The following is a 23,779-nucleotide window of genomic DNA, read 5'->3' on the forward strand; positions in this document are numbered from 1 at the left end:
GCCATCAGGGCGGTCAAGGGCGTCTCGCTGGAGGTCCGCCCCGGCGAAGTGGTCACCATCATTGGGGCCAACGGGGCCGGCAAGAGCACCCTGCTCAAGGGCATCGTCGGGCTCGAGCCTTTGGCGGCCGGGCGCCTGTTCATCCATGGCGTGGACTGTACCCATTTGCCCGCGCATAAGCGTGTGGGGGTGGGGGTCGCCTTGTCGCCTGAGGGACGTGGCGTGTTTCCTGACCAGACGGTGCGCGAAAACCTGCTGCTGGGGGCGTATTCGAAGCGCTCGGACCCACAGCGCGTTGAGGCGTTGATCGCACAGGAGTTCGCCCGCTTTCCGCGGCTTGCCGAGCGCAGGGACCAGATGGCCGGCACGCTGTCGGGCGGTGAGCAGCAGATGCTCGCGATCTCGCGCGCATTGATGAGCGAGCCCAAGCTGCTGCTGCTCGACGAGCCTTCGCTGGGCCTGGCGCCGCTGATCATCGCCGAGATCTTCCGGTCCATCCGGGCCTTGCGCGAGTCGGGCCTGACCATATTGCTCGTGGAGCAGATGGCCAAGCAAGCCTTGGGGGTGGCGGACCGCGCGTATGTGCTTGAGACCGGGGTGATCACCTTGGAGGGTTCGGGTCACCAACTCCTCCACGATCCCAAAGTCAAGGCCGCCTACCTCGGCTCTCACTGACTACCGTTTTTGTTGCCCGAATTGAAAGGACATATTCGAATGAGCCAGACCAAGAAATTTGCCAGCCAGGCTGACCTGGAGGAGAAGAAGATCAGCTTCAGCCAGATCTCGGAGCACGCCTGGGCCTACACCGCCGAGGGCGACCCGAACACCGGGATCATCATCGGTGACGATGCCGTGCTGGTCGCCGACACGCAGGCAACCCCGGCGATGGCCGCGGACGTGATCCGGCGCATCCGCGAGGTGACGGACAAGCCTATCAAGTATGTCGTCCTGACCCACTATCACGCCGTGCGCGTGCTGGGCGCCAGTGCCTATCAGCCCCAGCAGATCATCGCCAGCCAGGACACCTATGACCTGATCGTCGAGCGGGGCGAGCAGGACAAGGCCAGCGAGATCGGGCGCTTTCCGCGCTTGTTCAGCAACGTCGAGACGGTCCCGCCAGGCCTGACCTGGCCGACCATGACCTTCACCGGAAAGATGACCCTTTGGCTGGGCAAGCTGGAGGTGCAGCTGCTGCAGCTCGGCCGGGGCCACACCAAGGGCGACACCGTGGTCTGGCTGCCACAGGAGCGCACGCTGCTGTCCGGTGACCTCGTGGAGTTCGACGCGACCCCTTATGCCGGCGACGCCTATTTCAAGGACTGGCCGCAGACGCTGGACAAGGTCGCAGCGCTCAAGCCAAACGCCCTCGTTCCCGGACGGGGCGCAGCGCTGACCACAGCCGAAGACGTGGCCAAGGGACTGGCGGGCACTTGGGAGTTCATCGCCGATGTCTATGCCAGCGTTTCTGCCGGCGCCAAGGCCGGCAAGGACCTGAACAGCGTTTACGCGGAGACGTACGAAAAGCTCAAGCCCAAGTACGGCCACTGGGTCATTTTTGACCACTGCATGCCCTTCGACGTGACGCGTTGCTACGACGAGGCGACGGAGTTTCCCCATCCGCGGATCTGGACCGCAGAGCGCGACCGCCAGATGTGGGAAGCGCTTGAAGGCTGATGGTGGAGGGGAATGACATGCTGATCGAGCGAGTCCATCACGCCGCCTGGATGCACGACGGCAGCATGAGCCACTGAGGCGCGGCATGATCACACTGGACGAGACCCACGCACCGGACCTTCGCAGCTGGGTCGAGGCGGCCAACCGCGTTGGCTGCGACTTTCCCATCCAGAACCTGCCCTTCGGGCGGTTCCGCCTCGCGGGCGGCGATGATCCCTTCCGCATCGGTGTGGCCATTGGCGACCAGATTCTGGACCTCAAGGCTGCAGGCCTGATCGATGGGGACGACATGAACGCGCTGATGGCGGCTTCGCCCGCCGAAAGGCGGGCACTGCGCTTGGCGATTTCGCGCGGGCTGCGCGAGGGGAGCGAGTGTCGGCAGTTGTGGGGGCCGGCGTTGCTGGCGCAGTCTGCGGCCGAGTACGCCGTCCCCTGCCGCATCGGCGACTACACCGATTTCTACACCGGCATCCACCACGCCACGACCGTAGGGAAGCTGTTTCGTCCCGACCAGCCGCTGATGCCGAACTACAAGTGGGTGCCGATCGGCTACCACGGCCGCTCGTCGTCCATAGCCGTGAGTGGCCAGGCCGTGCGCCGGCCGCAGGGGCAGGCCCGGGCGGCCAATGCGCTCGAGCCGAGCTTCGGCCCGTCGAAGCGGCTGGACTACGAGCTGGAGCTCGGCTATTTCGTCGGTCCCGGCAACGCGCTCGGGATCCCCATTGCCATCGAGGCGGCCGAGGATCATTTGTTCGGGATCTGCCTGCTCAACGACTGGTCCGCGCGCGACCTGCAGGCCTGGGAGTACCAGCCGCTGGGCCCGTTCCTCTCCAAGAACTTCGCGACCACGCTCTCGCCGTGGATCGTGACCATGGAGGCGCTGGCGCCGTTTCGCGCGCGATTCGAACGGCCCGCCGGCGATCCACAACCGCTGGCTTACCTGGATTCCCCGTTCAACCGCGATGGCGGTGCGCTGGACGTCACGCTGGAGGTCTGGCTGCAGACCGCAGCCATGCGTGCGGCCGAAGCGGAGCCTGTGCGTCTGACGAAGGTGAACGTGCAGCAGGCCGCTTACTGGACCGCCGCGCAGCTGCTGGCCCACCATACCGTCAACGGCTGCAACCTGCAGCCGGGCGACCTGCTCGGCTCGGGCACGCTGTCGGGCCCGGAGCCAGGGCGAGCGGGATCCATGCTCGAACTCACTCTGGGAGGTAAGCACCCGCTGGACCTGGGTAGCGGCGAGATTCGCAGCTTTCTCGAGGACGGAGATACGGTGATCCTGCGCGGCTATTGCCAGCGGGACGGGGTCGCCCGAATTGGATTCGGCGAGGCCTCGGGTACGGTCGTGGCCCGGTGACGGCCGGCGGGTTCTGAGCGATGTCGTCCATGCTCTGGCTCCTTGGCGCATGCGCATTTACGAGTATGGCGTCCATGCGTGTGTGCGACTCGCTGCTCCCCGCGCTGGCATCCGAATTTTCCGCCGCGCTGGGCAAGACCACGGGTGTGATTTCGGGATTCACCCTCGCATACGGGGTGCTCCAGCTCTTCTATGGGCCGCTGGGAGACCGCTACGGCAAGTTGCGCGTCATAGGCGTAGCCACCCTTTCATGCACCGTAGGAAACCTGGCCGCGGCGATATCGCCCAGTCTTGACTGGCTCGTGGCAAGTCGCGTGCTGTCCGGAGCCACGGCGGCCGGGATCATCCCGCTGACCATGGCCTGGATCGGCGACAGCGTTGCTTATGAAGACAGGCAGGCCGTGCTCGCCCAACTCCTGGGTGCGACGGTATTTGGAATGATCAGCGGCCAATGGCTGGGTGGCCTCCTGGGCGGGATGGTCGGGTGGCGTGCGGGCTTCGCGGTGCTTGCCGCTCTCTTTCTCGTGAGCGGCTGGACGCTTCTTGCCCGAAGCCGCAAGTTGGCCGCATCGCAGCCGTCCGCGCCTCACCGCATCGGCCACCTCACCGCCCGTGTCCTCAGCCTGCCGTGGCCCCGCAGAGTGCTGGGCATCACCCTGCTCGAAGGCCTGTTCGCGTTCGGCGCCTTGGCATTCATTCCCACCTACCTGCAAATGCGTTTCGGCTTGGAAATGGCTACTGCTGGGGCGCTTGCCGCCCTGTATGGCGTGGGCGGGCTGGTCTACAGCGCGTGCGCACGAAACCTGGTCCGCAGGCTCGGCGAGTCGGGCCTGGCCAGACTCGGTGGTGTCGCTCTGGGCACCGCTTTAGCCAGCCTTGCATGCTTGCCGTCCTGGATCTGGGCTGGACCGGCATGCCTGGTCGCGGGATTCGGCTTCTATGCGCTGCACAACACCTTGCAGACGAACGCCACCCAGATGGCGCCGCAGGCGCGTGGCACTGCGGTTGCACTCTTCGCCTGCACCCTTTTCCTCGGGCAGACGACAGGGGTGCTGGCGGCGGCATCGGTCGTCGAGCATTTCGATGCGTCCTTCGTATTCGCCGGGTCGGCGCTCGGCCTCTTGCTCGTGGGTGCGACATGGGCGGCGCTGATTAAACCTCACCAGAAGACGGTCTGACCGCCATGCACGACAGCAAGTCCAAGTCCGTTGCCATCCAGGGCGCGCTGATCGCAGCCATGGCGGTCTGGGGCCTGAACGTGGCGGCGGTGAAGGCGTTGACACAGTCCTTCGATCCCACGACGCTTGCCGCCGTACGGATGGCCGTGGCATGTGCTGCGTTGACAGGCCTTGTGATGTGGAAACGCTGTGCCTTGGCCAGCTATTCCGGAAGGCAATTCGCGGCAGTTGTCATCTGCGGGGTGTTGATGGTGTACCTCAACCAGATCCTGTTCGCAGAAGGGCTGCTGCGGTCAACCGCAACGAATGGCGCTCTGATCATGGCCTTGAGTCCATTGGTCTCCGCGGTCCTGGCTGCCACCGCGTTTGGCGAGCGTCTGACGCTGCAGCGCATGTGCGGCGTCGTACTGGGTTTTGCAGGAGTCGCGGCGGTGGTACTCAGCCACCCCGGCGCTGGGCTTTCCAGAGCGGGTGTCGGCGACCTGATGCTGGTGGGTGCGGTCGTTAGCTTTGCAAGTGGCGGTGCGATCGTGCAGCGGCTAACACAGCAGTTTCACCCACTCGCGATCAGTTGGTCCATCTACATGGTGGGTGCCTCGCTGCTCATCGGTCAGACGGTGCTGGAAGGGGCCGCTTTCAGCTGGTCGGCTTTGTTCCCCGGCTGGTGGGCGTGGGCCTTGGTCCTGTTTTCAGGTGTGATGGCCACGGCCGTATCGAACCTGATCTGGAACGGCGCGATCGCAAGGATTGGCGTCGCCCGTACAGCCGTGTTTCTGTATTGGGTGCCCGTATTTGGCGTCGCGTTCGCCGCGTTATTTCTTGGCGAGCGACTCACGTTGTGGCATTTCGTAGGTTTTTCGGCGGTCATGGGCGGCACCTATCTGGGAAGCAGGAGGCAAGCCGCCGGGCCGGTCATCTCTCCGTAGTCACGTAACTTGAGCCATCTCAAATGACAAATCAGGATTCCATGCTGTTCACGCCACTTCCGCTGCGAGAAGTGGTGCTCAAGAATCGAATTGTGATCTCGCCGATGTGCCAGCATGCGGCGCAGGGCGGCCATGCCACGCCCTGGCACCTGGTTCACCTTGGCAAGTTTGCGCTCGGCGGCGCCGGGCTCATCCTGACCGAAAGCACGGCGGTCGATCCAAGAGGCCGGATCGGAACGGCTGATCTCGGACTCTGGAACGACAGCCACATCGAGCCGCTCAAGGGGGTCGTGGACTTCGCTCATGCCCATGGCGCCGCCATTGGCGTCCAGCTCGCACATGCGGGCCGAAAGAGCGGCAGCCAGCCCTTGTGGGAGGGCGGCGCAGCCCTGAGCGAGCACGAGATGGCGAGCGACCCGGACCCATGGAAGCGTGTTGGTCCGAGCCCATTGCCGGCGGGTCCGGGGTGGTCCGCGCCGTCCGTGCTGGATGCGCCTGGCATCGAGTGCGTCATTCAAAGCTTCGTCGACGCCACGGTACGGGCCGAGCGGGCGGGGTTCGACGTCGTGGAATTGCACTTTGGCCACGGCTACCTCGTTGCGAGCTTCCTGTCCCCCAACGCCAATCATCGAGACGACGAATGGGGTGGAAGCCTGGAAGGGCGGATGCGTTTGGCTCTGCGGATCGCCGAGCGGGTCCGCGCCGCGTGGCCCGCGCACAAGCCGCTCTTCTGTCGCATATCGGCCGTGGACGGAAGCATCGGTGGCTGGGGCATGGAAGATTCGGTTCTGCTCGCGCGCGAGCTCGCGCGGCGCGGTGTGGATGTGATCGACTGCTCCTCTGGGGGCCTCACGGAAGAGACCCGTGCGCTGCCCGTACCGCGCGGGCTCGGCTTTCAGGTGCCGTTTTCCGAGCGCATTCGCATCGAAGCAGGCGTGAGGACCCAGGCCGTCGGCATGATCGTCGATGCGCAGCAGGCCGAGGACGTGCTTTCCCATGGCAAGGCGGACCTCGTAGCGCTGGGCCGCGAAGCCCTGTTCAACCCCTATTGGCCGCACCATGCGGCCGCGGCGCTGGGCATCGATCCCCGCTACGAGCGTTGGCCGGAGCGACACGGCATATGGCTTTCCAAACGCGCGCCCGCGCTGGTACGGGCGCGAGCGCAATCCGCGACAGATCTCCAAGCAAACATAGTCTCTTGAAGCAGAAAGGAAGAAGCGATGACAGTCAGAATGGGTTTGATCCGCAAGAAGCCGGATTGGTCGCACGAGGAATTCGAGGCCTATTGGCGCGATAAGCACGGTCCGTTGGCCGCAACTGCGCCGGGGCTGCGCGCGTATTGGCAGAACGTCGTGATCGAACGGATGCAGCGAGGCATCGACTTCGCACGCGGCCCTTGGGACTTCGATGGCTTCTCGCAACTACGGTTCGATGATGCGCAGAAAGCCGGATCCGCATTCAGCGAAGGAGACCTCGCTTCCGCTCTCATCGAGGACGAACGGAAATTCATCGGAACGCTCCACATCGTCGCGACCGAGCAGCATGTGGTGATTCCGGTGCCGGAGGCCCCGCAGCGAGCGAAACTGCTCAAGCGCATCTCGACGCTGAAGCGGCGTCCCGATGTGACCGAGGAGGATTTCCGGCGCGAGTGGCGGGTGCATGCGGACTACGTGCGCAAGATGCCCGGCGTGAGCGGCTACCGGCAGAACGTGGTCGTGTCGCGGGAGCTCGTGAAGGGCGAACCTTGCGGCTACGAGGACTTGCCCATCGACGGCATCGTGGAGTTGTGGTTCGAGGACGCCGCGACGCTGGAGGCGGCCTTTGCGTCGCCAGCGGGGCAGGTGACCATGGCGCACGCGAAGACCTTCTTGCACGAGATCACGGCCTTCGTTGTCAGCGAGCGCCGAATTATCTGAAAAACGCAAGCCGCGGCGTGGTCATCGCCCGTCCGCCCTGGCCGGCCCGGCCGCCATGCCCAGGTCCTGCTCGAAGGGGACTCTGGGGTAGTGAAAGCCCACCGGACCGTCGGGCAGCGAGTTGACGTACTGGTGGACCAGCTCGTCGCTGCTGTCGCGCAGGGCCTCGGGCGGGCCCTCGGCCACCACGCGGCCGTCGGCCAGCAGGATCACATGGTCGGCGATGGCGAAGGTCTCCTCGATCTCGTGCGAGACGAACAGACTCGATAGGCCCAGCGAGTCGCCCAGCTGCCGGATCAGCACCGCCACGGTGTGCAGCGAGATCGGGTCCAGCCCGGAAAACGGCTCGTCGTAGATCAGCAGCTCGGGGTCCAGCGCGATGGCTCGGGCCAGCGCCACGCGCCGCGTCATGCCGCCGGACAGCGCGCTGGGCATCAGGTCGCGCGCGCCGCGCAGGCCCACGGCGTGCAGCTTCATCAGAACGATGTCGCGTATCAGCTCCTCGGGCAGCTCGGTATGCTCACGCAGCGGAAAGGCCACGTTGTCCAGCACGGACATGTCGGCGAACAGGGCGCCGAACTGGAACATCATGCCCATGCGGCGCCGCATCTCATAGAGCTTGGCCTGGTCCATGGCTGCCACGTCCTGGCCCTCGAACAGCACCTCGCCCGACTGGGGCCTCAGCTGCCCTCCGATCAGGCGCAGCGTGGTGGTCTTGCCCGATCCCATAGGCCCGATCAGGGCGGTGACCTTGCCCCGCGGAATGCGCAGCGACACGTTCTGCAGGATCACGCGATCGCCGTTGCCGTATCCGAAGCTGAGGTCGCGCAGTTCGACGATGGGTGTGCCGGGGCGGTTTGCCATGGGTGCGGGTGGATGGCCGGTGCTGGGCTCATCTTACTCTCGCGTCATGGTGCCAGGCGAGTGCGCTCATGTGCGTGCGCAGTGGCGAGGAGGGGGATGGATCTGAGCGGCGTTTCGGCGGCTGCCTCCGGCCATTGAAGCGACAGTCGATCTCGAGCCCGAGACCGGACTGTCAAAGTGAAGCAAGTGCCCATTGCGGACGTTCGCGACTCACTGAAGCAGACCCTCGTAAACCATGCGGGCCAACTCCTCTACGGCTGGGCGAACTTGCCTGACGGCAACCGACGAATCAGATCTGAAGCTGCAGCGTCGGGACGAAGCGTCCGTCCTGGAAGTCCCACACTCCAATCGTCGGGTCAGCCTTCGGTAGCAATTGCCTGCCGAATTCCACGGCAGGCGAAAGCGGCATGGCTGGGAAGACGTGCATGCGCCGGTATCCGGCATTTCGAACCTGCGCCATGAACGCGGTGAACGCGATCCTCCTGAAGTGCCGGATGTCGTCAGCATCCTCAACCAGGACGGGTGTCGGACTGGCATACTCTTTCGAAAAGCGAAATATCGGAGGAGTCGCACTTTGAACGTCTTTGAATTCCGGAAGCACTTGGTCGACGAGTACTCCGATTTCACCCGCAGCTTCACCCGCATCAAGGCAGACGACATCCGCGCGTTTGTGGATGCAGAGTACGACTCGCAGAAATTTTGGCCAGAGCCCCTGGTTCAGGTCAATCCGAACTTCAAGGAGGGTGGGTCGGTCGAAGAGTTCGCCTTGTCCGGACACCTTCATCCCAAGTGCGCCGAAATCTTCCGCTTTGGCAAGGGCCCATCGTCAGCCGGCCACTCCCTTCCGTTGCATAAGCACCAGGCCGAGGCTATCAGCCTCGCTGCCGCGGGTGAGAGCTATGTCCTGACTACCGGAACCGGCTCGGGTAAGTCCCTGAGTTACTTCATCCCTATCGTTGACGCTTGCCTCAAGGCCAAGGAGGTTGACCCGGTACCGCGCACTCGTGCCATCGTGGTCTACCCCATGAATGCGCTGGCCAACAGCCAGTTGGAGGAGCTCAAGAAGTTCCTTGGCGTTGACCCAGCCACCCGACCCGTCACGTTCGGCCGATTTACCGGTCAGGAGGGCCCGGAAGAGCGCGAGGCCATGAAGGCCAACCCGCCCGACATTCTGCTGACCAACTTCATGATGCTCGAGCTGCTGCTCACGCGTCAGAACGCCGTCGACCAGCAGGTTGTGGCGAACGCACGGGGGTTGCGTTTCCTGGTGCTTGACGAGTTGCACACGTACCGCGGGCGCCAGGGTGCCGACGTGGCGTTGCTGGTTCGGCGCGTCCGTGAGGCACTGGCCGACAAGCTCGTATGTATCGGCACCTCGGCGACGATGGCGACCGACGGGACGGAGATGGAGCGAAACGCCACTGTTGCACGCGTTGCGACGCGTTTGTTTGGCACCTCGATTCCAGACCGCAACATTATCACCGAGACTCTTCGCCGGACCACGCCAGAGACGGAAACCGACAAGACCGTCTCGCCCAAGTTGGCCGCCGCCATTCTGGCCGGTGTCCCCGAAGACCTGTCGTTTGATGAAATGGCCAGGCATCCCGTCTCGGTTTGGGTCGAATTGACTCTGGGGCTGACCTACGAAAGCGGCAAGCCACGGCGGGCCAAGCCCAAGACGCTGAGGCAGGCGGTCGGGCTGCTCGCTGAAGCGTCAGGCCTGCCCGAACCGCAGTGCAACGACTACCTGCAGAAATTTCTGTTGCGGGCCTACAACGTGACCGACGCCACCGGCAAGTCGCTTTTCGCGTTCAAACTGCACCAGTTCATCTCGGGTGGTGGCAAGGTCTACGCCACGCTTGAGACCCCGGGAAAACGTGCTGTCACCCTCGACGGGCAGCAGTTTGTCGCCGGCGACCGCAGCCGCCACCTGTACAACGTCCATTTCTGCCGGGACTGTGGCCAGGAATATGTGCCTGTGTGGGACGCGGAAGGCCCCGAAGGGCGTGTTTTCCAACGTCGTAGCATCGATGAACGGCAGCACGAGGATGAAGGCGTCAAGTTCGGCTTTTTCATGCCCGACGTGGACCGCCTCTGGAATGATGCCGACCCGGAAAAATACCCTGAGACCTGGGTTGAAGAGCGAGCCGATGGCGAATGGCGGGTCAAAAGTGCGTACAAGAAGTACATCCCGCAGGCCGTCAAGGTCCGGCCTGACGGTGTCTCGACCATGGCCGAGGGGCTAAGTGGTTGGTTCGTTCCTGGCAGCTTTCGCTTTTGCCTGGCGTGCAACACCAGTCACGCCACTTCGGGCAAGGACTCGTTACGTCTGACCTCACTGTCTGGTGAGGGCCGTAGCTCGGCCACCACCATGCTGACCTTGTCCTCGCTGCGCTACCTGTACGAGCAGGACAAGCAGCTTTCGCAAGAGGCCAAGAAGGTCCTCGGCTTTTCCGACAACCGGCAGGACGCCGCACTGCAGGCTGGCCACTTCAACGATTTCCTGCAGGTCCTGCTGACACGGGCAGCCTTGCTGTCCGCTGTCCAGCGCACCGCGGGGGCTCCACTCTCGGAAAAGGAAGTCGCCAATGCGGTGTTCGAGGCACTCGGCTTTGAGCGTGACGACGCGGCGGTCAGGGCCGAGTACATGCAGCAGCCCGAGGTCAAGGGCAACACTCGGCGCCAAGTGCAAGACGCCATGCGCGCCATTCTGGGTTACCGCAGCTTCTACGACCTGCGGCGCGGCTGGCGTTTCAACAACCCGAACCTGGAGCAGTTAGGCCTGGTCCGCATCACCTACCAGGACATCGATGACCTCGCCGCCGACGAGTCGGAGTGGGCGGAGGCGCCCCAAGTGCTGCAGGCGGCGCGTCCAGCCGAGCGGGCCCTGGTGCTGCAAACGCTGTTCGAGACCATGCGCCAGGGTTTGTGCATTGCGACACGCTACCTGGACCGCACCGAGCTTGACCAACTGCGTACCCTGAGCTTTGCCAATCTGCGAGAGCCCTGGGGCTTCACCGAGGACGAGCGCCCCGTGCCCGCGAAGTGGTTTGTCACCAGCCGGCCCCCGGAAAATGCCGGGCCACGTGGTCGCAAGCTGAACATTGAGGACTACCTCGTCATTGGCTCCAGCCGCTCGCGCCTAGGGCGCGAACTGCGCAAGGGCAGCACTTGGGGTGGGGCCAATCCGTTCTACAAGCAGGTCAACGACCACACATACCCGGAGGTCGTCGGTGCCCTGCTCAAAGCTGCGGAAAGCTATGGCCTGGTTCGCAAGGAAGAAACCGATGTCGGTCTGACCGGGTGGCAGCTCAACGGTAGCGCCCTGCTGTGGACGGCGGGAGATGGCGCTAGCCCCATTCAGTCGCACGACAATGCATTCTTCCGCAATCTGTATCGCAACATCGCCCATCTGCTGGCCGAGCCGGCGCACCAGTTGTTCGACTTCGAAGCGCGTGAGCATACGGCGCAGGTCGAGCAGGAGGACCGCCTGGAGCGCGAGGCCCGATTCCGATTTACCGACAAGGACCGCAGCGAGTGGATGAAGTCGCATGGCACCGAACTCAACTGGCTGCCCGTGCTGTTTTGCTCACCCACCATGGAGCTCGGCGTCGATATTTCGTCGCTGAACACAGTCTACATGCGCAACGTGCCGCCGACGCCGGCCAACTACGCGCAGCGCAGCGGGCGCGCCGGGCGGGCGGGTCAGCCGGCGCTTGTCATCACCTACTGTGCCTCGCAATCGCCGCATGACCAGTACTACTTCCGCGACCCGGTCCGCATGGTGCATGGGCAGGTCAACGCACCCACGCTGGACCTCGCCAACCGCGAGCTCGTGCAAAGCCACATGCAAGCCATCTGGCTGGCCGAGACCGGCAAGAAGCTGGGAAACAGCATTCGCGACCTGCTGGACATGGAAAAGCCTGACGAGCTGCCGATTACCGGGGACCTGGAATCGGACCTTGGCAAACCAGAGGCCCAGAAGCGTGCCCACCAGCGCGGCTTGGCCGTGCTGGCCATGCTCAAGGACGAGCTCACGCCAGAGCGTGCGCCCTGGTACACGCCGACCTGGCCGGAGTCGGTGTTTCAGCGGGCTTACCGTGAGTTCGACAGCTCGCTCAATCGTTGGCGCGACCTTTACCGTGCGACGGCGCGGCAGATTGAGCTCAACTTCAAAATCGAGAACAACCCGGCCGCCAGCGAACGCGAACGCCGTGAGGCCCAGCAACGGCACAACGAGGCCCGCAAGCAGCGCGACCTGCTGCTGGCCGGTGACAGCGCCTTCAATTCGGACTTCTATACCTACCGCTACCTCGCAAGCCAGGGCTTCCTGCCGGGCTACAACTTCCCGCGCCTGCCGCTGCTGGCCTATATCCCGGCGCGCCGCGGCAACATCGGCCGCGAGAGCTTCCTCTCCCGCCCCCGTTTCCTGGCACTGGGCGAGTTCGGCCCATACAGCCTCATTTATCACGAGGGCAGCCAGTACCGGGTGACCAAAGCGCTGCTCACCATCACCAGCCAGGACCAGGTGTCAGAGGGGGTCCGGCTGACCACCGAGGTGGCGCGCCTGTGTCCGTCGTGCGGTTACGGCCATTTCCGCTCGCAGCGCGATGCCGACCGCTGCGTTTCCTGCGGGGCCTCGCTGTCAGGCGCCGAGGAGGTCAAGCACCTCTATCGCATCGAAAACGTGTCGACCAAGCGGGCCGAGCGCATCACCGCCAACGAGGAGGAGCGCACGCGCCAGGGTTATGAAATGCAGACCACGTTGCAGTTCGCTGAGGCGGACGGCAAGCTGCAAATGGTGACGTCCGAGGTGGCCGACAAAGACGGGCCGCTGCTGGAGCTCCAGTACGGGCCGGCGGCCACAGTCTGGCGCATGAATTTCGGATGGCGCCGTCGCAAGGAGAAATCGGTCAAAGGCTTCATGATGAATCCCGTCACCGGCCATTGGGTGGGCGGAGTGGATGATGGCGGTGAGGAGAACGGCGACGACGCCCCGCCTGACAAGACGCCGCCACAGCGTATCGTTCCATTCGTCGAAGACCGCCGCAACATTCTTATCATTCGGCCGCACTACAAGCTGGGTGAGCTTTCTGCCACCTCACTCACCACGCTGCAGTACGCGCTCAAGCGCGGCATCGAGTCGGTCTACCAGCTCGAAGAGAGTGAGTTGATGGCTGAGCCCTTGCCCACGCGCGACAACCGGCAGGCCATCCTGCTGTACGAGGCGGCCGAGGGCGGGGCCGGCGTGTTGACCCGAATTGCGACCGAGCCGAAGGCGCTGGCCGCCGTGGCCGTCGAGGCGCTCGAAATCATGCATTTCAAACGTCCTGCGGCCGGTGCGCCATGGACCAAGGCGTCTCTGGATGAGGAGCTGGATGCCAAAAGCCAGCCCGTCTGCGAAGCCGGCTGCTACAAGTGCCTGCTCTCGTACTACAACCAGCCCGACCATCCTGTGATTGACCGCAAGGACAAGGACGCCAGCGGACTCGTACTCGACATGCTCTGCCGACTCACAGGGGCCGCGTCCAAGATGGGAACACAAGGCAGGGCGCCCGAGCATCATTCCGCTGAGTTGAACCGGGTGGCCGGCAGCACGCTGGAGCAGGCCTGGCTGGTCTATGTAGAGGCGCATGGTCATCGCAAGCCCGACCGGGCGCAGCACGTCATCGAGTCCGCGCAGACCTGCGCTGATTTTTTCTACGACGACTACAACCTGGCTGTGTTTATCGACGGCCCCCATCACGACGCCGATGCCCAGCAGGCCAAGGATGACGCCATCAACCGCAAGCTGGACGAGCAGGGCTACCTGGTCGTCCGCTTCCCGAAAGACCGGGCTGCATGGCCTGCCATCTTCGCCCAAAACGCCGACCTCTTTGGGGCCGGCAAGAACGAATAAACAATGAATGCTCCAACCCCCGAGTTTTACCCGGGCAGCCTCGTATCGGCCCGTGGCCGCGAATGGATAGTGCTGCCCGAGTCCGACCAGGACACCCTGCGTCTGCGTCCTCTGGGCGGTGGTGAAAAAGACGAGTCCCTGATTTATCTGCCGCTGGAGCGCCAGCCCGTCCAGCCCGCCACCTTCCTATGGCCGCGCATCGAGCAGGCCCGTAACCATGCCGCCAGCCAGCTACTGCTGGACGCGCTGCAACTCAAGCTACGCAACGGCGCTGGCCCGTTCCGCAGCTTCGGCAATATCGCCGTCGAGCCGCGCGCCTACCAGCTCGTGCCGCTGCTGATGGCCATGAGGCTACCCACCGTGCGGCTGTTGGTTGCTGACGATGTCGGTATCGGCAAGACCATCGAGGGGGCACTGATTGCCCGCGAAATGCTGGACCGTGGCGAAATCGAGCGCCTGGCCGTGCTGTGCCCACCGCACCTGTGCGAGCAGTGGCAGCGTGAACTGGCCGAACGATTTCACATCCATGCCGTGGTGGTGCGCAGCGCCACCGCCGCCCGGCTGGAGCGCGACTTGCCGCCCGGCACCTCGGTGTTTGACGCCAACCCGTTCACCGTGGTCAGCCTGGACTACATCAAGTCCGAGCGCCGCCGCGAAGCCTTCCAGCGTTTCTGCCCCGAGTGCGTCATCGTCGACGAGGCGCACACCTGTACCCAGGGCGGCCAGGGCCGACAACAACGCTACCAGCTCCTTAAGGGCCTGGCCGAAGACGCCAACCGCCACATGGTGCTGCTCACGGCCACGCCCCACAGCGGCGACGAGGACGCCTTCTTCAACTTGTTGGGTCTGCTTCGGGCCGACTTCACGCAGCTCAAGGACCTGCCGCCCGGCGCCCGTATGGACCTGCGCGACGACCTGTCCCGTCACTTCGTCCAGCGCCGCCGCCCCGACATTGCCGAATGGCAAGACACCTCGATGTTTCCGGACCGCAAAACGGCCGAAATTACCTACCGACTCACCGGAGCCTGGGGCCAGCTCTTCAACGATGTGCTGGGCTACGCCCGCGAACTGGTCGAGCGCGCCGAAGGCCAGGGCTTGCGCGAGCAGCGCATGAACTGGTGGGCCGCGCTGGCCCTGCTGCGCTGCATCTCCTCGTCGCCGGCCGCTGCCGCCAACGCCCTGCGCACCCGGCTGGATGGTGCCGTAAATGTCGGAGAGTCCGACGAACTCACGCTGGAAGACATCGAGGCCCAGGCCGGCGACCGCGTGCTCGATGGCCTGGAGGATGCCTTGTCCGCCGATGACATTGAGCCTGCTGCGCAAACCGAAGACAGCGCCCTCCTGCGACAACTCATCGCCGACGCTGAAAAGCTGGCCGGTGCCACCAACGACCCCAAGCTCGCCAAGCTGCTGGAACACCTGACACTGCTGGTCAAAGAAGGTTTCCAGCCCGTGGTCTTTTGTCGCTACATCGCCACGGCCCACTACCTGGCCGACTTTCTGCGTGGCAAGTTCAAGGATGCCACCGTCAAGGCGGTCACAGGCGAGCTCACGCCCGGTGAGCGCGAAGCCGCCGTGGAAGAGTTGGGCGACACGGAGATGCGCATTCTGGTCGCTACCGACTGCCTGTCTGAAGGCATCAACCTGCAAGGCCTGTTCACCGCGGTGGTCCACTACGACCTGAGCTGGAACCCCACGCGTCATGAGCAGCGCGAAGGCCGCGTGGACCGCTTCGGCCAGAAGGCGCGTGAAGTGCGCAGCACCATGCTCTACGGTGAAGACAACCCGGTCGATGGGGCCGTGCTGCAGGTCATCCTGCGCAAGGCCGAGAGCATCCGCAAGGAGCTCGGCGTGCTGGTCCCCATGCCCGACGACCAGGGCAAGCTCACCCAGGCCCTGCTCAACGCCGTGCTGCTGCGCAAACACAACCAGGTGGGAAACACTACGCAGGTCAGTCTCGACTTTGGTGAACCCGCCAAAGAGATTGAAACCGCTTGGCAAAGCGCCCGTGAAAAGGCCGCCAAGAACCGCTCCATCTTCGCCCAGCGCCGCCTCAAGCCCGAAGATGTGCTGCCCGAATGGCGCAAGTCGGCTGCCGTGCTGGGGGGCGAGGACGACGTGGCGCGCTTCGTCGCGCGTGCTGTGGCCAAACTCGGCGTGCCCTTGGAGCCCTACAAGCAGCACCACAAGCTGCACCTCGACCAACTGCCGTCCTCCGTCAATGAACGGCTGGCCGCTGACGGTTTTACCGGCACCCTGCGGGTGGACTTTCACCAGCCCGCAGCCCAGGGGGCGCTGTTCATCCACCGCACTCACCCGCTGGTGGTGGCTCTGGCCGACACCCTGCTGGAGCGCGCGCTAGCATCGGAAGACGCCTCAGAAGACGACGTGGCCCGCGCTGGCGCCGCCTTCGTGGGTCATGTCAGCCTCAAAACCACCGTGCTACTGCTGCGCCTGCGCCACCAGCTCAGCGTCACGCGTGGCAACCAGACCCGCCTGATGCTGTGCGAAGAAACCGTGGCCGTCAGTGCCGTTGGCGCGGATGCCGTCACGACCCTACCGACCGACCAGGCCCAAGCCCTGCTGGGCGCCGAAGCCACACGCAACATGCCCCCTGTGATTCGTGACCGCCACCTGCAGCAAGCCCTCGATGCCATTCCATCCTGGCAGCCCCAATTGGAGGCCATCGCCCGCGAGCGTGCCCAGGCCTTGCTGCAAGACCACCGGCGCGTGCGTGAAGCCGCCGACGCCAAGGGCAGCTATCAGGTCACGGCCAGCTTGCCGGTGGATGTGATGGGCGTCTATGTGCTAGTTCCAGCCGCAGCGGGGGGCTGACCCATGGCTCGCCGCACCACCACCCAACTCGCCTACCAGGCCATCCGCATCGAAGGCGGTCTGATTCCCGCCGATGAGCTGGCGCGCCTCACCACGCTGCAAGCCCCTGATAAGACCGAGCAGACCGACAGCCACTATGGCATCCCCAAGGGCCTGAAGCTGCGCGATGAAGTGGCACGCTACTGGAAGATTGCCCAAAACCTCTGGACCGACTTCCAGCCCCTGCGTCAGCGGCAGGACGTGGATACGCACCAAGTCACCGTGCGTGATTTCCTAGTGCCGTTGCTGCGCGACGTGCTGGGCTTTACCGACCTGGCCGCTGGTGCCAGCGTGAAGGCTTCCGGCCACAGCTACAACATCGGGCACGCCGCAAGGGCCGGGCACCTGCCCCTCATCCTCGCCGCCCACAACCAGCAGCTCGATGCCCCCGCCGAGCGCTTTGGCGAATTCAACCCCGACACCGGCAAAACCCGCCGCCGCTCGCCCTTTATGCTGGCGCAGGAGGCGCTCAACGCCTCGGACCAGTCCCTCTGGGCCATCACCGCCAACGGCCTCACACTGCGCATCCTGCGCGACAACCCCAGCCTGACCCGCCCCGCCTATGTCGAGGTGGACCTCGAAGCCCTGTTCACGGAAGAGCTCTACGCCGACTTCACCGCCTTCTGGCTGCTGGCCCACGCCAGCCGCTTTGCCAAGCCCGAGGCTAATGCAGCCGACTGCCCCTGGGAGCGCTGGCGCACTGCAGGGCAAGAAGCCGGCGTCACCGTGCGCAGCAACCTGCGCTATCAGGTGGCCGAGGCTCTGCGTGCCCTGGGAACAGGCTTTTTAAGCCACCCGTCCAATACCCGCCTGCGTGAACAGCTACAAAATCAGGAGCAGGCTGAAGGCTTGGGCAAGCAGGCGTTCTTCGAGGAGCTGCTGCGCCTGGTCTATCGCCTGATTTTTCTGGCCACCGTCGAAGACCGCATGGACCCCACCACCGGCCTGCCGCTCATCTTCGCGCCCGACACGCCCCCAGACGTGCGGCAGCGCTATCTGGCCGGCTACTCGCTGACCTGGCTGCGCGACCGCGCCGTGCGCCGCAGCAGCCACGACGCGCACGGCGACCTTTGGCAGGCCATGTCCATCACCTTCGATGGTCTGGCGCAAGGCCAGCCCGCGCTCGGTCTGCCCGCCTTGGGCGGCCTGTTCGATGCCGATCAATGCGCCCACCTCAACACCGCGCAAATCGAAAACCGCTGGCTGCTGGCCGCCATCTTCCAGCTTGGCTACTTTCGCCAAGCCACGGGCCTGACCCGCGTCAACTACCGCGATATGGGCCCCGAGGAACTGGGCAGCGTGTACGAAAGCCTGCTGGAGCTGGTGCCCGATATCCAGTCCCTGAGTCAGCCGCACGCCGCCAAACTCGCCTTTGTGGGTGACGACGACACCGCCGCCAGCACCAAAGGCAACACCCGCAAACTCACCGGCAGCTACTACACGCCCGACAGCCTAGTGCAGGAGCTCATCAAGTCCGCGCTGGAGCCGGTGATTGCCGACACCGTGCGCGCCAACCCGCAGCAGCCGGTTGATGCCCTGTTGGCCCTGACCGTGTGCGACCCGGCTTGTGGCAGTGGTCATTTTCTGCTGGCCGCCGCTCGCCGGCTGGCCGATGAAGTGGCCAAGCTGCGCGCGCCGGGAGGGGCCCCCATGCCTGCCGACTACCGCCACGCCCTGCGCGACGTCGTCAGCCATTGCATCTATGGTGTCGACAAGAACCCCATGGCCATCGCCCTGGCGAAAACCGCGCTCTGGCTCGAGGCCTACACCCCCGACCGGCCATTGACCTTTCTCGACCACCACCTGCAGGTGGGCGACGCGCTGCTGGGCGTGCTGGACCCTAAGATTTTGGAAAACGGTATTCCCGACGCAGCCTACGCCGTGCTCAGCGGCGACGACAAAGCCACCGCCGCCGAACTCAAAAAGCAAAACAAGGCCGACCTCAAAAGCTGGAAGGCCGTGGCCGCCGGCGACCTGTTCCAGGCCAGCCAGCTCGCCGCGCAGGCCGATGCGGTGGAACACCTGGCCGACGACAGTCTGGAGGGCATCCACGCGAAGCGCAGCGCCTGGGCGCAGGCCGCAGCGCAGGCCCAGCAAAGCACCCTGGCGCGCTTGGCCGACACCTACGTGGCCACCTTCCTGGCACCCAAGCTGCCCGTCGACCGCGAGCGCATTCCGCTCTCGGGCTACCTCTGGGGCTTGCTGCACGCCACACCGGGTCGGAACGCCAAGCCGGAAATTGCCGAGGCTGCTTACGAGCTGTGCCGCAGCCACAGCGTCTTCCATTGGTGGCTGGCCTTTCCGCAGGTGGCGTCCAAGGGCGGCTTTGCCGTCATGCTGGGCAATCCGCCGTGGGAGCGCATCAAGCTGCAGGAGGAAGAGTTCTTCGCGACCCGCAGCCCGCTGGTGGCCAGCGCGAAAAACAAGGCCGAGCGCAGCCAGCGCATCGAGCTGCTGCGCCAGGGCCTGCTGCTGCACACCCTGTACCCCGATGTCGAAGCTGCCGAGGGCCTGCATCCACCTAATCGAGCCGAGATGCACCTGCATCAGGAATTCATCAGCGCCCGGCGTGGCGCCGAAGCCGCCAGCCTCTACGCGCACGACAGTGGGCGTTTTCCACTGACCGGCGTGGGGGATGTCAACACCTATGCGCTGTTTGCCGAAACCCTGTTCCAGCTCACCGCCCCGACGGGCCGCGCTGGCTTCATCGTGCCCACGGGCATTGCCACAGACGACACCACGAAAGTTTTTTTCGGTGCGGTCGTTCGAGCTGGCAGATTGGCGCAACTAGTCAGTTTTTACGAGGTGCGCCGATGGTTTCCTGCCACGGACGAACGAAAGCCGTTTTGCCTCTTCACCATTGCTGCATCGCTACAAGCCAGATTCATTTTTGACGTTGACAAGATAGAAGACCTGTACGAGGCGCAGAAATGGTACGAGCTGACGTCGCAGGATTTTGAACGGCTGAATCCAAATACGTTGACCCTGCCAACGTTCCGCAGCCAGCGCGACGCCGAGCTGACCAAAAAGCTCTACTGCGCGGCCCCGGTGCTCATCGCTGAAGGCCAGGGCGAGAGTGAGCCAGACTTGAACCCATGGGGCATCCGCTTTTCGACGATGTTCCACATGTCGGGTGATAGCGAGCTGTTCAAGGACGAGTCTGCAGCGGCTGGCGAGCCACCCCGGCTGCCGCTGTACGAAGCCAAGATGATTCACCAGTTCGACCACCGCTGGGCCACCTACGTGGACGCGCCGGAAAAGCCGAACGGGCTCGACACCGCCGACGTGGGCGACGCGCAGAAGGCCGCCCCCTCCTTCACCGTGCGCCCGCGCTACTGGGTGGACGAGCGCCAGGTGCTGGCCCGCATCGCCCGCGTGCCCAGCCGCGTCGCCAACGCCTGGCTGGCCTGGAGCGAAGCGTTCGAATCGAACGGTGGCACCGACCCCGCCAGCTCGTCCGTGCGCGGGGCTCATGCCGCCAGCCACACCCAGCTCACCTTGGCCCTGGCCAGTTGGGTGGCGGGTGAGCTGTTCCGCCGCAGCGCCGGCCAGCCCACCCAGCAGACCGCCGTCAACAAGCCTGGCTGGACTGCCGCCGTGGCCTGGCAAGCCACTCAGACGGCCGAAGCGACCCTGGCCACCCGGCACCCGGCCCTGGCCCAGGCCCTCAAAAGTGACGGCGCCACCGGCAAAAAAGCTCTGCCCGAATTCAACAAGTGGGCGCTGCAGGATGCCGAGCTGGGCCTGAGCGACGAGGAGCTGGCCGAGCTGGAGACGGTGCAGAAACCGCAGACGGTGGGGGCGGCTGGAGATGCTATCAATTCAGGAGCTGCTTGCGGACATTCCGCAAGGCGTGGAGGCAGTTTCGATTTGAAGTTCCTTGACGTCTGGATGGACCGCCGCAGCCCGCGGTGGTTGATGGGGTGGCGGGACATTACCAACGCAGCAGCGGAGCGCACGGTGATTGCGTCGGTGGTGCCGAGGGTGGGCGTGGGGCACACCATGCCGCTCTTTTACGCCAATCAGCCACCCGCGCACCAAGCGGCAATGTTGGCGAACTTGAGCAGCTTGGTTTTTGACTACATCGCGCGGCAGAAGGTCGGCGGCACGCACTTGACCTACGGGTACCTCAAGCAGTTCCCCGTCCGCCCTCCCGACCGCTACACCGAAGCCGACCTCGCCTACATCGTCCCCCGCGTGCTGGAACTCACCCACACCGCGCACGACCTGCAGCCTTGGGCCGACGACCTGGCCGCCTGGGACCCCCGCCCCGCGGAGCAGCGCAGTACCCCCTTCGCCTGGATGCCCGAACGCCGCGCCCAACTGCGCGCCGAGCTCGACGCCTACTACGCCCACCTCTACGGCCTGACCCGCGACGAACTGCGCTACATCCTCGACCCCGCCGACGTCCTGGGCCCCGACTACCCCTCTGAGACCTTCCGCGTGCTCAAGAACGGCGAAGAGCGGGCCTTTGGTGAATATCGCACGCGACGGCTGGTGCTGGCGGCTTGGGACCGTTTGGACGCAGCCGTCGTTGCGTCCACAGCCTCGGCCAAGCAGGACCAACGCGTCGTGTACTCCGACCACGGAGTGATTCGCAACGAGAGCGAGGCTGAGTTGGCCGGCCTGCTCGCTGCGCTGGTAGAGCACTCCTCAACAGGATTGTCTGCGGGCGATGTTCAGGCCATGGTTGTGCGTGCCACGAAGCCAGGCTACCCCGAGCTGTTTCTCGGCCCAGAGGACGCTTCGCGGCTGACTGCTTTGGTCTCGCGCTACGCCGCTCTGACATCGCCAAATCTCTTGGAGCCGATTCCGCGCTTCTTGCAGCGTTTGGTCGCGAGTCAGTCGATTCGCAGCTTGCGCGTGGGCAACGGGACTGTTTTCCAGAACGGGGCGAGCTCTTTGCCGGCAGATGTCCGGAGTACGCCGGAGCTTCATGAGTTGGCCAAACTGATGTTGGACCTTGACGCCCGCTACCAGAATGCCCAGAAGTCGGAAGGGGCGTCACCTGGGTCTGAGGGGCGCGCGAGCGGGACCCGCTAAGGAGGTGTGATGGACGGCTGGCTTCAGCAATATTCAACAACCCGGGTGCAACCGCGTCTTTGGGTCGAGCGCCTTTGGCTCCTGGAGTCGAAGGAGCCGCAGGTTGTGGTGCGGACTGTCGCATTGCACCCAGGACTGAACATCGTCTGGGCGAGGGAGCCAGAATCGCCTGATGCCTCTGGACTTGCCAGCGCCGGCCACGGGGTTGGAAAAACATCACTATGCCTGCTGATGCGCTACTGCCTAGGGGACGAAGCACCCTCGATAACATCGTTGCGCGAAAAGGCCGTAGCGGGATTTCCCAAGGGCGGCGTGGCGGCCAAGGTCCATGTGGATGGGACGGCTTGGCTTGTCTACCGGCCCTACGGCGCCTACAGCCAATCCATTGCGGGCATCGGCAATGACCTTGAATCCTTGTTGGCGGGTCAGCTACCCGGCGATTTCCCCGCATTTTCTATGGCTCTTCACGAGGCCTTCATCGCGAAGCTGCCGGCCTCGACATTACCAGGCAGTAGCCAACCTTTGGAATGGCGGCACTTGCTCGCATGGTGTATTCGCGACCAGAAGACACGCTTCGACGGATTTTTCCATTGGCGTGATGGTGACGGCTTGGGTTTTAGGCGCTCTCGGCAGGACCCACCCCTATTCGTTCGGGCCGTGCTCGGTTTGCTGGATGCCGAGGCTGATCGACTGATTCGAGACGTCGAGACCGCTCAAACGGCCATGAACAGCCTCGAACAGAAACTGCTGGAGCTGGAGCGCGAGCCCGTCTACGGATTGACCCATGTGGAGCGACAGCTGCGGACCCTGCTCAAGGCCGATGAAGACCTGCCCGTCTTGGAAACGACCTTGGGCCCGTCATTGCAGTCGTTGGTGGCAGATGCACTTGCGGCGGCGCAAAGGGCCGAGGAGGTATTGGACCGGGAGACCGAAGCCGCTGAAGAGGCGCTGGCTCCGCTGCTGGTCAGGCTCGAAGGGCTCCAACGCGAGTCGGCGATACGGTCGAAGGAGACGGAAATCGCCCAGTCTTTGCTGGACGCCAACGAGAAGGAGTACATCCGCCTCATGACGGAGCTTCAACAGCTGGACAATCTCGCGGGACATTGTCGTCACGGCGACGTCGACTTTTCCGCATGCGACCACATTGCCATGCGCCGTGGTACCCCAAGCCTGCCGTGGCGTATTAGCCAGCGTGAAGTCGAGGCCGACAAACCCAAGCTGCACACCAAGTTGCAGGCAGCGAAGCAAGCGGAGCTATCGGCCTCTGCTGTACTGAAGGCGCGAGAGTCCATCGTGAGCGCAAAGCGAGCAGAGGTTCGTCGCCTTCAGATGCGAAAGGGAACGAGCGCGGCGCAGAGGGCGCACCTCAAGTCGGTTTGGGCAGACCTGGAGTTGCGTGCTGCTGCTCGTGCCGAGGGGAAGGACTCTCCGGCACTGAAACGCGCCCGAGACCAACAAGAGAAATTGATGCGGGACCTGAACACCAAGAAGGCCGCCCTGGTCAAACGGAACCAGGAGCGCTCAGAGCGGGCGGAAAAAATCAAGGATTTGACGCGCACTATTGCTACGAGACTACTTGGCGAAGAGGGCTACGGCCGGTTCGTGCCCGAGTCTGACGACCATCCATTTGAACTTGCGGTGGGTGGCGAGGCCTATCAAGTGCTTGAAGTGCTGCTCGGGGACATCACCTGCATCATCGATGCTGCAACCGCTGAAGCTAGTCATCACCCGGGCTTCGTTGTGCACGACTGCCCCCGCGAGGCAGACATGAGCGAGCGCTTGTATCGCGAGTTATTGTTGACGGCAGCGGAAGCAGCGGCGGGTCTCTCTGGCAACGGTGCTACGCCGTTCCAGTACATCGTGACGACGACATCGGCGCCGCCAGCGGCACTGCAGAGTTCTGAGCACATCATTCTTGAGTTGCTTCCCGGCGCCGAAGATCATTTGCTATTTAAACGGCGCCTTCTTCCACAACTCAGCCTTGCGGAAGTTGTCTGAAATCATGGGACTCGTCAAGTGCGACTGGGAGAAGGGCGAAGTATGGGAGT

12 protein-coding genes and 1 pseudogene are annotated in these 23,779 nt (G+C 64.2%); 11 read left to right on the plus strand and 2 right to left on the minus strand.

Features of this window, described 5'->3' with window-relative positions:
- Positions 1 to 24 precede the first annotated feature (24 nt).
- The 7 genes and pseudogenes from FFS10_RS08435 to FFS10_RS08465 form a co-directional block, all read left to right on the plus strand.
- Positions 25 to 675: pseudogene (locus FFS10_RS08435) on the plus strand (ABC transporter ATP-binding protein); the annotation flags it as partial.
- Between the two features lie 39 nt (positions 676 to 714).
- Positions 715 to 1,674, plus strand: coding sequence for an MBL fold metallo-hydrolase (locus tag FFS10_RS08440; protein ID WP_137893509.1), 960 nt, complete (start codon positions 715 to 717; stop codon positions 1,672 to 1,674).
- 85 nt (positions 1,675 to 1,759) lie between these two features.
- Complete coding sequence (gene fahA, locus FFS10_RS08445) at positions 1,760 to 3,031, plus strand: fumarylacetoacetase (RefSeq protein WP_137893511.1); 1,272 nt, start codon at positions 1,760 to 1,762, stop codon at positions 3,029 to 3,031.
- Between the two features lie 20 nt (positions 3,032 to 3,051).
- Positions 3,052 to 4,209 carry an MFS transporter gene (locus tag FFS10_RS08450; RefSeq protein ID WP_137893513.1) on the plus strand — a complete coding sequence of 386 codons (1,158 nt, stop codon included), beginning with the start codon at positions 3,052 to 3,054 and terminating at the stop codon, positions 4,207 to 4,209.
- Positions 4,210 to 4,214: 5 nt separating this feature from the next.
- Entirely contained in the window at positions 4,215 to 5,135 is a 921-nt protein-coding gene (locus FFS10_RS08455) for a DMT family transporter (protein WP_249931212.1), read from the plus strand.
- 41 nt (positions 5,136 to 5,176) lie between these two features.
- The gene (locus FFS10_RS08460; RefSeq protein ID WP_249931213.1) at positions 5,177 to 6,337 is read left to right on the plus strand and encodes an NADH:flavin oxidoreductase/NADH oxidase; all 1,161 of its coding nucleotides are present in this window, start codon (positions 5,177 to 5,179) and stop codon (positions 6,335 to 6,337) included.
- 30 nt (positions 6,338 to 6,367) lie between these two features.
- Complete coding sequence (locus FFS10_RS08465) at positions 6,368 to 7,051, plus strand: EthD domain-containing protein (protein WP_249931214.1); 684 nt, start codon at positions 6,368 to 6,370, stop codon at positions 7,049 to 7,051.
- Positions 7,052 to 7,072: 21 nt separating this feature from the next.
- On the opposite strand, the gene FFS10_RS08470 is transcribed toward FFS10_RS08465, so the two are convergent.
- Together FFS10_RS08470 and FFS10_RS22955 are read right to left on the minus strand one after the other, a co-directional pair.
- Positions 7,073 to 7,915 carry an ABC transporter ATP-binding protein gene (locus FFS10_RS08470; RefSeq protein WP_137893518.1) on the minus strand — a complete coding sequence of 281 codons (843 nt, stop codon included), beginning with the start codon at positions 7,913 to 7,915 and terminating at the stop codon, positions 7,073 to 7,075.
- Between the two features lie 289 nt (positions 7,916 to 8,204).
- The gene (locus tag FFS10_RS22955) at positions 8,205 to 8,516 is read right to left on the minus strand and encodes an SAVED domain-containing protein (RefSeq protein ID WP_171016115.1); all 312 of its coding nucleotides are present in this window, start codon (positions 8,514 to 8,516) and stop codon (positions 8,205 to 8,207) included.
- On the opposite strand from FFS10_RS22955, the gene FFS10_RS08480 reads away from it, so the two are divergent.
- The 4 genes from FFS10_RS08480 to FFS10_RS08500 are packed head-to-tail and all read left to right on the plus strand — an operon-like array spanning position 8,490 to position 23,729.
- Positions 8,490 to 13,814 carry a DEAD/DEAH box helicase gene (locus FFS10_RS08480; protein WP_137893522.1) on the plus strand — a complete coding sequence of 1,775 codons (5,325 nt, stop codon included), beginning with the start codon at positions 8,490 to 8,492 and terminating at the stop codon, positions 13,812 to 13,814. The two genes, FFS10_RS22955 and FFS10_RS08480, sit on opposite strands and share 27 nt — an antisense overlap.
- Positions 13,815 to 13,817: 3 nt before the next feature.
- A complete protein-coding gene (locus FFS10_RS08485) occupies positions 13,818 to 16,649 on the plus strand; it encodes a DUF8741 domain-containing protein (protein WP_137893524.1) in 2,832 nt (943 codons plus the stop codon).
- A gap of 3 nt (positions 16,650 to 16,652) precedes the next feature.
- On the plus strand, positions 16,653 to 21,731 hold the full coding sequence (locus FFS10_RS08490; RefSeq protein ID WP_249931215.1) for an Eco57I restriction-modification methylase domain-containing protein: 5,079 nt from the start codon (positions 16,653 to 16,655) through the stop codon (positions 21,729 to 21,731).
- A gap of 9 nt (positions 21,732 to 21,740) precedes the next feature.
- Positions 21,741 to 23,729, plus strand: a complete 1,989-nt coding sequence (locus FFS10_RS08500; RefSeq protein WP_137893526.1) for a hypothetical protein — start codon at positions 21,741 to 21,743, stop codon at positions 23,727 to 23,729.
- Positions 23,730 to 23,779 lie beyond the last annotated feature (50 nt).

The sequence above is a fragment of the Ramlibacter sp. 2FC genome (assembly GCF_005503345.1).
Lineage (GTDB): Bacteria > Pseudomonadota > Gammaproteobacteria > Burkholderiales > Burkholderiaceae_C > SCMQ01.

Bases quoted from the DNA above. Each gene is read 5' to 3' on its own strand.
- FFS10_RS08440 (WP_137893509.1), top strand. From the start codon at position 715: ATGAGCCAGACCAAGAAATTTGCCAGCCAGGCTGACCTGGAGGAGAAG.
- fahA (WP_137893511.1), top strand. From the start codon at position 1,760: ATGATCACACTGGACGAGACCCACGCACCGGACCTTCGCAGCTGGGTC.
- FFS10_RS08450 (WP_137893513.1), top strand. From the start codon at position 3,052: ATGTCGTCCATGCTCTGGCTCCTTGGCGCATGCGCATTTACGAGTATG.
- FFS10_RS08455 (WP_249931212.1), top strand. From the start codon at position 4,215: ATGCACGACAGCAAGTCCAAGTCCGTTGCCATCCAGGGCGCGCTGATC.
- FFS10_RS08460 (WP_249931213.1), top strand. From the start codon at position 5,177: ATGCTGTTCACGCCACTTCCGCTGCGAGAAGTGGTGCTCAAGAATCGA.
- FFS10_RS08465 (WP_249931214.1), top strand. From the start codon at position 6,368: ATGGGTTTGATCCGCAAGAAGCCGGATTGGTCGCACGAGGAATTCGAG.
- FFS10_RS08470 (WP_137893518.1), bottom strand. From the start codon at position 7,915: ATGGCAAACCGCCCCGGCACACCCATCGTCGAACTGCGCGACCTCAGC.
- FFS10_RS08485 (WP_137893524.1), top strand. From the start codon at position 13,818: ATGAATGCTCCAACCCCCGAGTTTTACCCGGGCAGCCTCGTATCGGCC.
- FFS10_RS08490 (WP_249931215.1), top strand. From the start codon at position 16,653: ATGGCTCGCCGCACCACCACCCAACTCGCCTACCAGGCCATCCGCATC.
- FFS10_RS08500 (WP_137893526.1), top strand. From the start codon at position 21,741: ATGGACGGCTGGCTTCAGCAATATTCAACAACCCGGGTGCAACCGCGT.